This is a genomic window from Salegentibacter salinarum, assembly GCF_900168115.1.
GTDB classification, from domain to species: Bacteria; Bacteroidota; Bacteroidia; order Flavobacteriales; family Flavobacteriaceae; genus Salegentibacter; species Salegentibacter salinarum.
Genome location: NZ_FUZC01000017.1, coordinates 26,762 through 42,898, shown reverse-complemented (window position 1 = coordinate 42,898; position 16,137 = coordinate 26,762). Strand labels below are relative to the sequence as shown.

At 33.3% G+C, this 16,137-nt stretch carries 13 protein-coding genes; all 13 read right to left on the bottom strand.

Features of this window, described 5'->3' with window-relative positions:
* Nucleotides 1-6 precede the first annotated feature (6 nt).
* Complete coding sequence (locus B5X53_RS16120; protein WP_079714260.1) at nucleotides 7-804, bottom strand: polysaccharide biosynthesis/export family protein; 798 nt, start codon at nucleotides 802-804, stop codon at nucleotides 7-9.
* Between the two features lie 544 nt (nucleotides 805-1,348).
* Nucleotides 1,349-2,527, bottom strand: a complete 1,179-nt coding sequence (locus B5X53_RS16115; protein WP_079714259.1) for a glycosyltransferase family 4 protein — start codon at nucleotides 2,525-2,527, stop codon at nucleotides 1,349-1,351.
* 248 nt (nucleotides 2,528-2,775) lie between these two features.
* A complete protein-coding gene (gene wecB / locus B5X53_RS16110) occupies nucleotides 2,776-3,897 on the bottom strand; it encodes a non-hydrolyzing UDP-N-acetylglucosamine 2-epimerase (RefSeq protein WP_079714258.1) in 1,122 nt (373 codons plus the stop codon).
* Nucleotides 3,898-3,955: 58 nt separating this feature from the next.
* The gene (locus B5X53_RS16105; protein ID WP_079714257.1) at nucleotides 3,956-5,173 is read right to left on the bottom strand and encodes a glycosyltransferase family 4 protein; all 1,218 of its coding nucleotides are present in this window, start codon (nucleotides 5,171-5,173) and stop codon (nucleotides 3,956-3,958) included.
* Between the two features lie 17 nt (nucleotides 5,174-5,190).
* Nucleotides 5,191-6,306 (bottom strand): glycosyltransferase family protein, encoded by a 1,116-nt coding sequence (locus B5X53_RS16100; RefSeq protein WP_143533269.1) that lies wholly within the window; start codon nucleotides 6,304-6,306, stop codon nucleotides 5,191-5,193.
* A 12-nt stretch (nucleotides 6,307-6,318) separates the two neighbouring features.
* A complete protein-coding gene (locus B5X53_RS16095; RefSeq protein ID WP_159447911.1) occupies nucleotides 6,319-7,896 on the bottom strand; it encodes a heparinase II/III domain-containing protein in 1,578 nt (525 codons plus the stop codon).
* 94 nt (nucleotides 7,897-7,990) lie between these two features.
* The gene (locus B5X53_RS16090) at nucleotides 7,991-9,136 is read right to left on the bottom strand and encodes a hypothetical protein (RefSeq protein ID WP_079714254.1); all 1,146 of its coding nucleotides are present in this window, start codon (nucleotides 9,134-9,136) and stop codon (nucleotides 7,991-7,993) included.
* A gap of 22 nt (nucleotides 9,137-9,158) precedes the next feature.
* Complete coding sequence (locus tag B5X53_RS16085; protein ID WP_079714253.1) at nucleotides 9,159-10,868, bottom strand: asparagine synthetase B family protein; 1,710 nt, start codon at nucleotides 10,866-10,868, stop codon at nucleotides 9,159-9,161.
* Between the two features lie 25 nt (nucleotides 10,869-10,893).
* Nucleotides 10,894-11,463 carry a serine acetyltransferase gene (locus B5X53_RS16080; protein WP_079714252.1) on the bottom strand — a complete coding sequence of 190 codons (570 nt, stop codon included), beginning with the start codon at nucleotides 11,461-11,463 and terminating at the stop codon, nucleotides 10,894-10,896.
* A 24-nt stretch (nucleotides 11,464-11,487) separates the two neighbouring features.
* Entirely contained in the window at nucleotides 11,488-12,948 is a 1,461-nt protein-coding gene (locus tag B5X53_RS16075) for an MOP flippase family protein (RefSeq protein ID WP_079714251.1), read from the bottom strand.
* Nucleotides 12,948-14,114 carry a TDP-N-acetylfucosamine:lipid II N-acetylfucosaminyltransferase family protein gene (locus B5X53_RS16070; protein ID WP_079714250.1) on the bottom strand — a complete coding sequence of 389 codons (1,167 nt, stop codon included), beginning with the start codon at nucleotides 14,112-14,114 and terminating at the stop codon, nucleotides 12,948-12,950. The genes B5X53_RS16075 and B5X53_RS16070 overlap by 1 nt, the downstream gene beginning before the upstream one ends.
* Nucleotides 14,068-15,267, bottom strand: coding sequence for a dTDP-4-amino-4,6-dideoxygalactose transaminase (gene rffA, locus B5X53_RS16065; protein ID WP_079714249.1), 1,200 nt, complete (start codon nucleotides 15,265-15,267; stop codon nucleotides 14,068-14,070). Before rffA ends, B5X53_RS16070 begins: the two co-directional genes overlap by 47 nt.
* The gene (locus B5X53_RS16060; protein WP_079714248.1) at nucleotides 15,264-16,136 is read right to left on the bottom strand and encodes a methionyl-tRNA formyltransferase; all 873 of its coding nucleotides are present in this window, start codon (nucleotides 16,134-16,136) and stop codon (nucleotides 15,264-15,266) included. The genes rffA and B5X53_RS16060 overlap by 4 nt, the downstream gene beginning before the upstream one ends.
* Nucleotide 16,137: the final 1 nt, after the last annotated feature.

Here is a 16,137-nt window from a genome sequence, read left to right as displayed (position 1 = left end):
AATAAGTTATCTGGTTAAAAGTACGGCAACTGAAACTAAGACCGAGGCGATAGAAATATAAACCCCGGCATTCCGGTTATAATTTGCACTTTGTCTTTGGGGACCATTGGGTTCTACGTAAATAACATCATTTTGCTGTAAATGATAATATGGCGAATTAATAATATCGGCATCGCCCAGGTCGAGATAGGCGTGAGTGGTCCTGCCATTTTCTTCCCGCATTACCAGTACATTATCCCGTTTACCGTAAATCGTCATATCCCCGGCCATTCCGAGGGCTTGGGGTAAAGTAAAATAATCGTCCTGAACATTAAATGTTCCGGGGCGGGTTACCTCTCCCAAAACACTTACCTGGAAATTTACCACCCTCACATTCACAATAGGATCCTGAACATACCTTTTTATCTGGCTTTTTAAGTTTTGGGCAAATTCTTCCTGGCTAAAACCTTCGGCTTTAGTTTTCCCCAGAAACGGAAAATCTATATTTCCATCTTTCCCTACAAGGTAGGTTTGAAGTTGCTGCCTGCCATTCACACTTAATCCAATTTGATCGCCCCCCATGGGAACACCTATTACAGGAAGGTTAAATGGTAAAGCCGCATCCTGTTGAGCCGCCGCAACGCTTATGGTAAGCAAGTCATTTGGTTTAATTTTTAAACTCTTATTAGATTGTTCTTCCATTTTAGCTTCTGCTTCTTCCAGACCCTGGAAATAAACAATTTCCTGGCGGGAAACACAGGAAGTGGCTAAAAAAATACAAAAAAGCCCAAGGGCCGGTAATCTTAAAAAATGGGGGTATTTCATTTATTTTAAAATTTGTGCGAATATAAAATTTTATGTTAATTTTTCCTTAATTATTTTTAAGAATTATGAAGTTTTTGTCAACCCTTACGGCTTGTTCGTATTTCATGTCACGGCTAGTAGTTCAACTATTCGGAACCTAAATTTGGTACCATCACATCTCTCACTTCGAGTTTCCGACATAAGTAGGAAATATCCAGAAGTGTTATGAAGTTAAAGCTTACGTTGATTCTAGCTACATCGATATTTTCACTATGATTCCCACATCGCCACTGATCTGACGGTCTTTTTAGTTTACAGTAAGAAGTCTACGTTGCAGCCAAAAAACTAACGCCATTGCGAAGTATTCCAAAGTATCGGGAGACTGAAGCAATCTGGCCGTTGAAAATTGGTTTCAATTAATAACGTTAATAAGATTAAAAGATTGCTGCGCTCGTGTCGCGCTAATGACCAAAAGAGGCAAGAGAAAAGACTTAAATATTCTTGGATTTGTAGTACCTCAGAAGACAAACTGCATACTGCCAGCTGAAAACTGCTCACTGCCTACCTATTCCCCTGCCATGGCAACTTTATCTTTTCTGCTCCTATCCATTCCTTCACTTTGTTTTCTTAGATTTCTTCTTAGCGCTTTCTTTTTAAGTACTTCAAAAGCAATTGCAACTATTATAAACACACCTAACATCGCTAGGCACATTCCAACACTTCTTAGATCCCTACTTAATATAATAAATAAAACTATTACGGCCAGGCTTAATCCGCCCAAAACAAAACTTGCTTTTTTATGACTTAGGCCATTGTCCAGCAGAACGTGATGCATATGACTACGATCGGCTTCAAAAGGAGTTTTTCCGTTTCTTAATCGAATAACAATTACCCTTATAGTATCAAAAATGGGTAAAAACAAGACCGCTAAGGCGAAGAGCAGCGTATTTTCCGGCACATAACCTTCTCTCATAAGAGGTTGGTACGGTTGCATTACCAGTATCTTTAAACTTAAAAAAGCAATCATAAATCCCATCACAAGGCTTCCCCCATCTCCCATAAAAATCTTTCTTCTTCCACGAGAAAAATTAAACCTTAAAAAAGCCCCCAAAATTCCTGCAGTACAAAGACTTAATAAAACAAAATATGGATGCCCGGTGGTATAAAAAACCAGGGCATAAGTAAGAGAAATTACAATTCCAACAATTCCCGCCAGGCCGTCTATTCCATCTATAAGGTTATAAGCATTTATTAAAGCCACCACAATTAAAACATTAAAAGCATAACCTAATATTTCAGGAATCTCATGAATTCCTAAAAATCCATGAAAACTTGTAAGGCTCAGTTCCGGTGAAAAAATAATAAAACCGGCTGCAAATAACTGACTGACAAACTTTAACCTAGCAGAAGAGATCACCAGATCATCCTTTAAGCCGGCCATAAATAAAAAGGTAAGCCCTATTATAAGGTGATTCCCTGTAGGAGATGTGCGTAAGGCCTGTAGCAAACTTATTATTAACACCAGCACCAGGAAGAAAGCCACACCGCCAAAAGGAGGAATTGCCGTTTTATGAGAACTACGAGCATTTACTTCTTTCATCAAGTTCTTTTCCCTGCTTACCCATAATACCTTAGGAGTAAAATACCAGGTAAGACAAAAGGCCAGTAAAAACACGCCAATAGCAAAAAATAAATAATGCTGATGAAATAGGTCCAACAAGATGTTTTGATCTAAAATGTTCATAACATAAGGTTTTGGTTAGTTAATTGTGGTCGGTAAGTAGATCCATTATACGGCATCCTGAATCTATTTCAGGACCTAAGATGAATTAAAAACTATTGTTGAACGAAGCTTTATGGTCAGAATTTAATGTTTTAAGTCGCGTAGTCGATACCACCAATTGTTAATTGAGAATATGTTAGACTTAAGTTGGTAGGTTAGGTGGTAGAATTAAATAAACTGGGAAAACTAAGCTATAAATTAAAATTAAGCTAGGCGTCTAACCTAACTTCAATTGTCTGATAAATATCAATCAATCTCTCAATAATCCGTTCAGAAGTTTTGCCATCCCAAAGTGGAATCTTCCCACCTTGTTTCCATTCCCCGACCATTAATTTTTCTAGATAGGGTTTTAATTTTTCAGGCTCGGTTCCTACAAGCTCGTTGGTTCCCATAGTAATAGTTTCAGGTCTTTCTGTATTATCTCTTAAAGTCATACAAGGCACACCCATGACAGTGGTTTCTTCGGTAATTCCACCTGAATCGGTAATTACGGCTTTCGCATTTTGAACTAAGTAATTAAATTCCAGGTAAGAAAGCGGTTCCACATAATGTAAATCGTGATGTTCAATACCTAAATTCTTTAAAATTTTGGCAGTTCTTGGATGTACAGGAAAAATGACGGGTAGGTTTCCTGTGCCGTCAATGATCGCCTGCATCATCTCTTTTAACTTTTCCTCTTCATCCACATTTGCAGGACGGTGGAGCGTAAGCACAAAATAATTTTTATCCTCCAGGGCTTTCCCATCCACCTTTATCTGAGGATCGATAAAATTTTTCATATTTGAAAGCAGGGTATCTATCATGGTATTCCCGACAAAATGAATTCTTTCTTCAGCTATTCCGGCCTTTCGCAGGTTTTCATTGGCAATTTCTGAAGTAGTAAAAAAATGGTCAGAAATACTGTCCGTTACCATCCGGTTAATTTCCTCTGGCATGCTTAGATCTCCGGAGCGTATTCCGGCTTCCACGTGTACCACTTCAACATTAAGTTTTTTTGCTGTAATGCTGCAGGCCATGGTAGAGGTGACGTCACCCACAACTAAAACTACATCTGCCGGATTTTCCTGGAGTTCTTTTTCAAACCGAACCATAATGTTGGCGGTTTGCTCTGCCTGGCTTCCACCACCGGCTTCCAAATTAGCGTGAGGCTCGGGAATTCCTAATTGCTCAAAAAAGCTACCGGACATTTTTTTATCATAATGTTGCCCCGTATGTACAAGGCGAAAATCTATTTTCTCTCCAACTGATCTAGCTTTTTTGATAGCTTTAATAATTGGTGCAATCTTCATAAAGTTTGGTCGCGCTCCCGCGATAATGTTGATTTTTAGCATTTTTTTATTTTTTTTGTCATCCTGTCCCGCAGTTTCGGGATTGTTTCAGGATCTATTATTAATCTCTTTTTACCCGTTGTAAACATTCCAGCATCCTGGCCGCAATTTTACTCCTGTCAAAATCCTTTATCAGTTTTTTAGATCCTTCTAAATTTTCCTGATACTTCTCTTTACTGGTTATGGAGTTTATAGCTTCATAAAATGAGTGTTGATCTTCAGGTCTAAAACAAACCCCTGCATTGTAATTTTCAATAATCCCTTTGGTTTCGCCCTCAAGCCCCAGTAAGATAGGTTTCTCCATCGCCGCAGCCTCAAAAATTTTCGAAGGAATTACGGTTAAAAAGGTATCGCTTCTTCGAAGATTAACTAGAGCGATATCCATCAAACTCAAATAATCAACCACCTCTTTCTTTCCCACTGAATCTACAAAAACAGCATTTTGCAAGTTTAATTCTTTAGCCTGTTTTAAAAGATTTTTTTTCTCTGCTCCGTCTCCAATAAATAGGAAGGCCAATTCAGGATGAGATTCTGCAAGGGGTTTAATAGCATTGAGAATAAAACTTAGCCCGTGTGCCATTCCGTGGGTACCTATATAAGCAAAAACAGTTTTATTCTGAAGTTTAAGTTTTTGTTCAAGTTCTATCTTCTTCCCTTGGGGTTTAAAAAGTTCTAGGTTGGCACCATTTTTAAAAACAGAGATCTTTTCACCATTAATACCCCTGGCAATAATCTTTTTCTTAAAAGTATCCGTCACTACAATGATATGGTCGGCACTTTGGTATAATTTCTTCTCTAACCATTCAAAAAAGCGGATAGTCCTGTTCCGTTCCATCGCTCCCACTGCAATAATCGATTCCGGCCAGAGATCCCTGACTTCAAACACCCATCTTTTTCCTTTGAAAAAGGAAAGTAATCTCCCTGAAACTGCGGTAAAGAACTGTGGCGAAGTAGCCACTATAAGATCGGTTTTAACAAATAGGCCGGCAAAGAAAGCCATCATTGCAAAACTGATATAATCCAGGATACGTTTTACAAATCCTTCGTTGGCGGTAATATAACTCCAGACTCGAATAACTTTGATCCCGTCAATATTTTCTGTCTGGTAAAGTTTATTCTTATATCCCGGAAAAACTTTCCCCTTGGGAAAATTCGGAGCACAGGTAATCACGGTTATATTTACCCCGGTTTTCAGCCATTCTTTGCAGTGTTCATGGGTACGGTTGGCAGGTGCATTAACTTCCGGAGGAAAGTTATCAGTGATAAATAATATTTTCATTAGAAAATGATCCTGTATTAAGTATTTATAATTTTTTTTATAACAATGTCTTGATCCTCCCAAGTAAATTTATTCACGATTTTTGTTGTATTTGTTCTATAACCGTCGTAGTTTTTTTTCATTTCATAAATTCCTACCTCTATATCCTCTACCAATTCCCCAAAAGAATTTAGAGTAACCCCACAATTGTATTTAGATACTATATTTTTCATAGTAGGGTTAGCTCCAACAATGACAGGAATACCTTGTTTAAGACTATGATACATTCTGTTTGGTGCACATAAATAATTGTTTTTGTTCTCATCTGTATAAAAGATGAAAGAGAATCTAGCTTTTCTCATATAGTATCCCAAAGAATTGCTCGGTTTCTTTCCTAATACTTTAATGAAAGAGTCAAATTCGCTATATTTAGTTCGCACTTTTTTATATGTTTCATTCTGCTCCCCAACCACAAGTAAATATTGCTTAGTATTAATGCAAGCCAAAACTAAAGAATCAAAATTTCTTGAAGGATGTGTGGCGCTTTGACAGTAAGCAAAATTTTTATTTTTAATCCATTCTTCAAATTCTGAATCAAAAAAGTCTTTGTCCAAAGATTGATTTTTCCCTTCCATTGAAGGATAGTTGTGTAAGACGTTATATTTTGTGATCATTCCTTTATTAGTCATGTATGCACCTCTCTCTCCATTTGCGACAATAATAGTATTAGCTTTCTTTCCAATTTTTGTGAATAGATAATTTAAACCCTTATTTTTAACAAAAGATGAAGGAGGTAGTTCATGAAGATCCCAGATCAACGATTTTTTAGTTTTCAATCTCAAGAATGGTATTATAAACATAAGGATCGGATCATGTACCCAGACTTTGTCAAAATTCTTTATCCTAATTTCTTTATTGAGCTTGAATACTAATTCTAGAAGAGTTAAAGCTTTTCCTAACCCAGAGTTCGTTTTTCTAATTCTAAAGTCTGGATTTAAAACTTTCACATTAGATTTAGAATAGGAGGATTTTATATCTTCAATGGCGAATACGGTAATCTGCTCAACTCCTAATGTCAAAAGACTATCGATTTCTTTCTTAAGTCTCTCGTCATAAGTTATTGATGAAGTTTTTATTATCATTAAAATTTTCATATTCATCTTTTATTATTGGAAAAAAATTTTATTGTCTTTCAAGGTTATTTGAATGTTATGAACGCCAACTTTAAGGATATAAATATTGTTTCCTATAATTGAGAAATCAAATCCTTTTGTTCCTTTGAGGATGGAGGTTATTATATAATTCGTTTCAGAAAACACTTCATAGGAATGTTCAATATGCCTTTCTTGATACTCATAACTAATATAATTTTTCTTTTGGGAAATTTTTGAAATATTTAAAAAAGAGACTTCTGTCTCCAAAAGATTAGAATATAATCTTAATTCACCGTGGATATCTTTTTTTACAAAATAAGTTTTAGAATCGACCAAATTAATATTACACGCAATCCTGTTATCGGAGAACAAATCAACAATGATTAAATGATCTTTCTGGTTAAAAATAAACAATCGTTCATGTATTTTTTTTTGAAGTTCACTGCTAATTTTCACCATTTGAAAATCTTTTACTTGCATGATTTTTTCGATTTTATAGGTAGATAATGAAAAATAATCAGGTTTGGAGACAACGAAAGCAAGATTGTGAGATTGTTCACTTCTTATATTTTTATTAAATTCAGATTTGGAATAAGTAAACTTTCCTGCATCGGTAATTATCTTATTTCCCTGAAGAAATAATTCAAAGGAAGTAGTGTCCTTATGTTTATGAATTCTTGAATTAGTAGATAAAATGCTGGAAAAATACCACCCAGTTTGATTAGAAATTGATAGTAGGTAATCTTTTAAATATAAGTTGCCATGAAAATCTCTACTAGAATTTTTAAACATTTTAGAATAAGAGACTTTATGATCTAGACCACTGTCGCCAATAAGAGGAATTTCATTATTGGGAGTGATAAAAAATGAAGATATTTCTTTGCATTTCAAAATTTTATCTTTTAATTCATTAATGTCAAATATTATTCTCAATTCCTCAAACACGAAAGTTGCCCATAAATGATATTCGGGACTGTGTTCCTGGTGTACCCCTTCTTTACTAAATTGTTTCCCAAACAACTCTACTACACTTTCTTTTTCTTTTTTAAGCTTAACAAAATTTTCAAGTCTCTGAAATATTAAAAGTCTCGCAACTCGCTGAAAAATTTGATGATTTCCTTTTTGAAGTAAGTAATCCTTTTTAAGGAAAAATTCGTGGAGTTTAATAGCATAGTCAAATCTCTTACTTTCACTTTTTGAGAAATTAAGACTTTCAGTTTGGACAATACGATATAATAAAATCAACCTAAAGGAATCGGCCATATCATACCAGCAAAAAGGATTGCTCTTTCCTTTCTTAAGAAACAATTCTATCCAATTGGATATGTAATCTTTGCATACTTCTAGGACATCTTCCCTATCATTATTTTCTTCAAGTAAGGAATATAATGGGTAGAAAGCATTCCATCGAAAGGCTTCATTTCGCTCAAGGTTCTTCGTGCTGAGAATAAATTGCCTGAAATTATCTTCTTTATAGACTTTTTCTAAGAGTTTTGTTTCTGTATTTCTATTTTCAATATTTTGATTTAATAATACCTCGACCGGTTTAAAAAACTTTAATGTTTTATGGTGACGGTGGTAATCATTCAAGATATTGGAAAACTTTACCAAAAAACCTTCAAAAAGGGAAAAGCCGACGAAAGAAAATTTTCGTCTCATAACAAAATATGTTTTAAAAAATAACCTAAGCATTTCTTCTTAACTTGTATTTTTTAATTAATATAACTGTTATACCAGCAAGAACATAAAGAGGCAACTTAACTCTACTGTGTCCTCCTCCACCATGATATAAACCATAAATACTTATTGTGCCTAAAGTAAATAAGAGATAAGCCAACAATTCTTTTTCTTTAAAAAAATATTCTAAAATCACTCCTTTTAATTTTCTGATATTAAAAATTATATAAAAAAAAGAAAGATAGAGACTAATTTGAGATAACAACCGTAATAGATCATTGGTGTAGCCAAACTCAGAAGCTCCGTTAGAATAAATCTCTTGGAACATTGAAGTGGGAATTGGAGTGAAAACAAATCTGACAAAAGAATAAATAAAATATTCACCAGTTAAACTAGCTTCTATGGCAGTGTCTTGAGCTTTTGAAAAACCATCTTCTAATAATACTTCTATCGAAAACAAATAAGAATTAATTTTATTTTTAAAAACAACAAAAATTCCTGATATACTTAAAGCTGATAAAACCACATATTTCAGAAATTTCTTAAAAAAATTCCCTTCCTTCTTTTTCAATATTATCTCCAGGATATAAACACCTAATAGCGCAAAAAGTAGTAATCCAAGGTAAAAAGGTCGCATTCCCACAATAAAAAAAACTGAGAGAACAAGGATGAGGATCCGATATTTTCCCTTGAAATTGAAAAAAGCATAAATAAAAATTAGGGAGAACGTAAAAAGCCATATATCTCTTAGAGCAGTCTGAGAAAGAAAAAGAATATAAGGGAAAAACAATGGAATAAAAAGGCTTTTTCTACTGTTTGTGAGACGCCATAGCACAAAAATTAGAAAAGGAATTATTACTAGATGAATAATTTTAGAAAAAAAACCAAACTCAAAATCCGTAGATTTTACAGTTTGAACAATATTAAACCAAAGGATTCGGTCCTGTTTTGCAGCCTCTGAAATGTCCAAATTATAAAAGTAAACAGCTTCATCACTAATGAAATAGTCAATTCCTCTAAATGTGTGCTCAAGAGAAAAGATTGCTAAGACTAATAGAATAATAAGAAGATAATAACCACTTATTAAAGCAACAAAAGGACTTTTTTTATATACAGTCAGCAGTGATAAAAAAATAAAAGGAAGTAAAATCATTATAAGAACACTATAGCTTTTACTAGAAAAACAATTTAACAGCAGACAACAACGTTAGAACCTGATTTTTCTCTACTCCACTACCATTATTATAAAGGGAAATACAATCTGCTTTAAGATCTCCTAGATCATCAAGTCGTGAAATATTTTCATCAAAAAAGGAGTCTTGAAAAGCTTGCAGGCTTTTGTTATTGTTATACCAAAAGTCCAGAGGGTTCATATGGTTTTTTGTTGCTTTTCGATCTGGTGATCCAAGAATTTTTCTTCTCACGATTGCTGGAATTTTCTTTACTGGAACGTATTTATTTCTAAATTTAACCTGTTTATCTGTAATTTTTGACTCTGTGGCGGCCCAAACATAATTAGCTGCATCTGGGTACTTTCGTATTATCCAATTCTTATAAACCTTATGATTCATACGGTATTTAATTGGAATTGAAAGACAGAATTCAAAAAAGTCAATATCATAGAATGGTGACATTGTTTCAGTATATTGTTGGGCAGATAGCAAACCATTATTCGCTCCATTGAGTCCTCTTCTATACACCAAGCTTTTTTCTAAATTTTGGAAGTTATCAATCTCTATAGGTTTAAATTCTATTTTGTCTACCAAACGTTTAGAATAGGCACCGCTTAATTCTTTAAAAGATTTTTCGGAAAGTTCCTTCACAAAACTTCCAATCACTATATCACCAAGCTGTCCTGAATGAATAATTCCTAAATTCTCAAAATTTATAATTTTGTAAAGGCTGTTGGCATGTGCTAATCCATAAAAAAGTACGTTTCCACCTGACATAAGATTGATCTGATCAATATCTGTAAGGAAGTTACCATTGTCTAGAGCTTTAAAAATCCATTCATGATTTAATTCCGCTGCAATTTTCTTTGGAATTGTTTCGTCTAGATAATCGGTTTGAGAAAATGTAAAATTAATTTGGTTATTATAACCTAATTCATTTCCTACCCAGCTTGTCATTCGCGAATCCAGACCGCCACTAAGAGCAACAAAATGGTTTAAGCCATATTCCTTATCTTTATCAAATTGGAGGGATACGGCCTTCCGGAATAAATCATCTAATGTTTCCAAATCATTATCGGTGAATTCACCGTCCACTTTGGACAATGGTAGTTGGTAATATTTCACAACTTTAGAAATGTTATCTTCGATTAGAATATAATGGCCTGGCTCTAATTTCTTAATATTTGCACAAAGGGTATTATCATCAAGCATATAGCCAAAGCTTAATAACATATATGCAGCATTAATATCTAACTTAGGCTTTAATTTATTTTTTTTCCAATAATGATAAATATCTGTAATAACACTTGATATAATCTTGAAATTACTATCGTAATATATATGCTTGGTGCCCAAATGATCTGTGAATATAATCCATTTAAGTGTTTTTTTGTCATAAACCAAGCCCGAAAAGGAGCCTCTAAAAATTTTAAAGAAATCATTCCCTCTCTCTAGGTAGAGAGACCAGATATATTTTGCCCATTCTTTCTTTTTTTGACTGGATATCAAGGATTTCTTATTAAGAATCACTCCTTCAATCAATATTATACAATTTTCATCTTCATAAAAAACCTTATCGTTAAGGAACTTATTGGTAGTAAACCTTTGAATGGAAAAACTTTCTCCCGTAATAAAATTGTTTATTAAATAAGGTTCTGTTTCTTTATTTTTAAGAAAATTATTTTTCTCAAACAATATGTTAAAACCAGGCATAATTTTTAGATTGATAATGTTAAAATTAATATTTTATGTCCTCTATCCAGTGACCATTTTCATAATAGTACCATTTGCCGCCCCTTTCACTGAAAAATCTGTTGTCCATAGGAATTTTCTTTTTAATTATTCTTGTTGGGGCCGATACTGCAATAGAATTGCATGGCATATCTTCATAAACCACGGCGTTGGCGCCTACCCTACAGTTGTCACCTATAGTAATCTTTCCTATTATTTTTGCCCCACTTCCTATATAAACATTATCTCCAATGGTAGGGCTGCCAAAGTTCCGGTGCTTATAAAGGGTGTTAGAGCCTATAGTGACTTGTTGGTAAATTATGGAATTCTTACCTATACTTGCCCCACCTGATATAAAAACACCTCTTGGTCCGTGCGGAAAAAAGGGTTGCCCTTTAACTATTGAATTATAAGCAATCCATGAATTAAATTTTCTATCCATATACTCTTCGTATATTGAAAGTAAGAAAGGAGAGAATTGCTGGTTTAATTTTGCCTTTACTTTCCATATATTTTTATAGAATAACCATACATATAGAATAGTAAAGGGCTTAAAGAAGATAAAAATTGTTTTCATTAATAGAATTTTCGAAATGTTATCCTATACCCCTTTAATTTTTCTGAAAATATTTAATTCTTTTACTTCATGAATCAATGCTAAATTCAATTTCCTACTTATCATTAAATAAATTAAGGTATAGATGATAGCCGTACTAATTGTAGCTAAAAATAAATTACTGATAAACGAATAAAGGAATAAAGGAATAATGCCAGAAATCAGAGATATGCCAATAGGTATTGCAAAACTTTGGAAATATTCCGTGTAATTTATATCACAAAGTGGTTTAAGGAATAAATACCAAATCGGATAAATGATTGTAGAAGTTCTAAGAATTGCAAGAGAAATTGCTATTCCTAATAACCCAAAAGAACTCCCCAACCAAATTGTGGCAGGCATTAAGAAAAATAGTCCCAGATTCCAGTAAAACCCCCAATCCGCTCTTCCTTTTGCCAATTGTAATGACCCAACAGGATTTCCTACACTTACACTAAGTATCATGATACATAATATTTCAAAAATAGGAGCAGCCTCAATCCATTGGGCACCAAAGGCAAAACTTATTATTGGTTCTGATAAAATTATTGATAGGATATAAACCGGAGCATTTGCACTTGTAAGAAGAATAACTACTTTAATGTAGGCATTTTTTAATCGGACTGGCTCACCTTTTATAGAAGCGAAAAAGGGAAAAGCAACTTTTGTCAGAACAGGATTGAGAATTTGAAAGGGTTTTATAGCCAAACTTTTTGCTATGTTATATAACCCTAAAGCCTCCATTCCCAAAAGTTTTCCAATCAATATCGTATCAAAATTCCCATTAAAATAGTTAATTAATTTTTCACCTACTTGATAAAATCCAAAAGAGAAAAATCCTTGATCTTTTAAACTTTTATAAGAAAACATAAATTGAGGTTTGTATTCCCTTATACCATATAGGATTACAAGAAAAGTAGAAATTACTGCAGTAGTGAGGCTAGCTATCACCAGCGAGAAAACACCGTAATTCAGATAGGCCAAAATAACAGCAGTAATTAATCCTGTCACCTTTCCTATAATATCCCGTATTGCCAGTGCTTTAAAATTTAATTCCTTTTTTAGTAAAGCTTCATATTGCTGCCCCCAAGGAATTACTAGGAAAGTAGTGGCAATAACTATTATCACAGAAGTCAACTCATTAGATTCGTAAAAGATACCGATAAAAGGTGCCGAAATAATTAGAATGAAATAAATCAGAATACCAAAAAAAACATTCAACCAAAACAAAGAACTCAGTTGACTCTTATGCACATTTTGTTTAAATATTATAGTATTAGAAAGGCCCATATCCACAAATATCCGCGAAAATCCAATGATAAATAAAGCAAGAGCCATTAAACCAAAATCATCTTTATTCAAAAACCGAGTTAAAATAGTAATTTGAAGCAATTGGACGACAGATGTTACTATTGCTCCGAGTGTAGTCCATTTAGTACCTTTAATAACTTTTTTTTTTTTCGTCATTAGCGAAAATACTCTTCAAAATTGTTTTTTAACTCTTTAAGTAGTTGTTTTTCACCAACCTCTTTTTTCAGAATTTCTCTGTTCCTATTTTGTTCTTGAAAGGAGAGTAGGTCAAATACTTCCAAATTTTCTCTTCTTAAATCTTTTTCAATCGAAAATACATGAATTCCTTTTCTTTTAAGAAAATGAAATATAGAATTTCGTTCATCAAGATATATTTTTGAACCTAACCATAACATAGATAAGACATTTCCTATGGCCTGTTGCCTATAATGATTCATTATTACGATTCCGCATTGTTGTAGATATTCATTATATTGGTGGAGAGGCAGAAAATCAATTAAAGGTTCAAAATTTTCAGGAAAAATTTCCCTGCCTTTACTAATAATAGAATCAGCATAATTCTTTTTTCCATAACTTAGAGGAACTATTATTTTTTTTCCCATGAGGGGTAGCCTCTGCAGCAATTCAAATATTTCTAAGTGGTTGTTATTTTCAGAAGCCGAATTTCCTACAAGAATATTTGTCGCATTTACTCTCGCTTTTTCATTTTTAACCATTAATTCAATAGGATAATAGGAGAATTTAAGGAAATCTACATCCTGTGAAATTTTTTGATGGATGAAATCCACTTCTTCCTTAAAAAGGATACCACAGAACTTAACATTTCGGATTGCCGTTAATATTGTTTCAGAAGGAGTATTAGTTTGAAAGAATAGCTGATAATAAACTGGTCTTAAAATATTCTTTATGCTACTCTTCAATACTTTGAAGCCGGTTTTTTTTAAAAATTTCGAATAGGTAATTGGTCCTATGATATTTCGCGGATCAACAATTAGAGGATTATTATAAACTTCCCAACCCCAAAGAAACCAAACAATTTGGCAATCCTTGGAAATTTTATTAAGCAAAAAAGCGGAATAATAATCTAGACCATGAAAAATAACAATTTTATCATAAGACAAATTCTTAGCTAATACTTTTAATGTCTTTATTTTTTTTTCAACTAATAAAAAGTCTTGGTTTTGATTTACATATTTTAATTTCTCATAAGGATTATCCACTAAAAGGTAAAAAAGATTCCGGTTTGGAAATACTTCATTAAATTGCCAATATGCACTATTTATAAACTTTTCGTCTGAGGCTATGTGTATTATCTTCTTCAATAGAGTAGGTATTATAAAATTCTAGAACAGATTTAATTATTTTATCCTGTTCCATTTCAGTTAATTCATAGAATAATGGAAGCCTTACAAGATAGTCTGAATAAGACTCACTCACTTCTAATTTTTCTCCTTCATATTTATCTTCATAGAATTTGCTTTTATGAAGTGATAAATAATGAAATACAGCAAGAATACCGTCTGTCTTTAAATGATCTATCAACTTCTCTCTCTCTCTGGCATTACTGCAAATTAAATAATACATATGCGCGTTATTGCTCGCATATTCGGGCACGAAAGGTAGTTGCACCTTGTTAACCTTATCAAGAATTCCACAGAAACTGTTATTATAATTGTTCCACAATTCCTTTCTTTTGCATTGAATATTCTCAATATTTTCTACCTGGGCATATAAAAAAGCAGCGATAATATCTGACGGCAAAAATGAACTACCTATGTCTACCCAGCCATATTTATCAACTTCCCCGCGAAAAAAAGCAGAACGGTTTGTTCCCTTCTCCCATATGATTTCGGCTCTTTCTGCAAAATGGAGGTCATTAATAGCTAACATGCCTCCTTCTCCTGAAATTATATTTTTTGTCTCGTGAAATGAAAATGCAGCTAAATGCCCGATAGAACCCAGTGCCTTTTTAATACCATTCCTTCCCGTATAATAACTGTCGATAGCCTGTGCTGCGTCTTCAATTACAAAAAGATTATATCTATCTGCCAAATCCATTATTTTGTCCATATGGCAAGCCACACCGGCATAATGAACAGGAACTATTGCCTTTGTTCTTTCAGTTATCAAGTCTTCAAGACTGTCTTCGTCCATTCCGGGATGATCTTTTCTGCTGTCTGCAAAAATAATTTTTGCACCACGAAGGATAAAAGCATTTGAAGTGGAAACAAAAGTGTAAGAAGGCATAATCACTTCATCTCCCGGTTTGATATCAATTAAAATTGCAGCCATTTCCAAGGCATCTGTACAAGATGTAGTAAGAAGACACTTTCCAAAGCCGAAAAGTTCTTTTAAATATTTCTGGCACTTCTTAGTATATTTTCCGTTCCCTGAGATTTTACCTGTATGGACCGCATCATACATGTAATGTGCTTCCTTACCCGTCATGTAAGGTTTGTTAAAAGGAATTTTCATTTTAGTCGCTTTCTTAATTTATTAAATTGATATGGTTTTCCATCCATATGATAGGCTTGTTTTATCATAATGGCATCCTGTCCACAAACTACAATTGGTCTTTTATTATTAAACATTAAAATTTTCCCAGGATGTATCAATTCCAACTTGAAGTTTCTTATAACTTCTACATCGCTAATTCTTATAATTTCATCATCGAGATTGGTCTTTGCTCCATCATATGGGAATCCCACAGCATTTACAAATCTTTCGATAAAATGTGCACCCATTGTCCAGTCAATAAAATAATCTTCGTCATCTCTCCAAATACTATAAGTGGCTTTAGAGTGATCTTGAAGAGAAGATGGTAATTTTTTTGCTTGATTTACATAAGTCAATATTTCCAAAATTATTTCTGAATATAAACCGGCTATTAAATTAATAGCATCTTTAATTTTTAACGGGTAATCTACTTCTATGACTTTTTGAAAAATGATATTTCCTTCATCCATTCGCTCAGAAGCAAAAAGGGAGGTAGCTGCTAATTGATTCTCACCATTGATCAACATATTTGGTAAAGGCGCAAAACCTCTATATTTAGGTAATAATGAGTCATGGAAAACAATTAAGTTAGGAATATTAAATAATAACCATTTCCAACCAATTGCAATCGAATACAGGGTATTAACTTTAGCAAAATCTTTCCTATCTATGTATGGGATTGAATTTGCCTCGCAAAGATTTTTTATTTCCTCGTAATAGTCCTCCTTATTTCCTTCATCCCTAGCTATAACCACCAATTCAATTAGTTGCTTTAGTTTATTTTCTATTAGAACACTTTTTAAGGACTGATATCCTTTTTTATTTAGCAGAAATAGAGTTACTTTCATC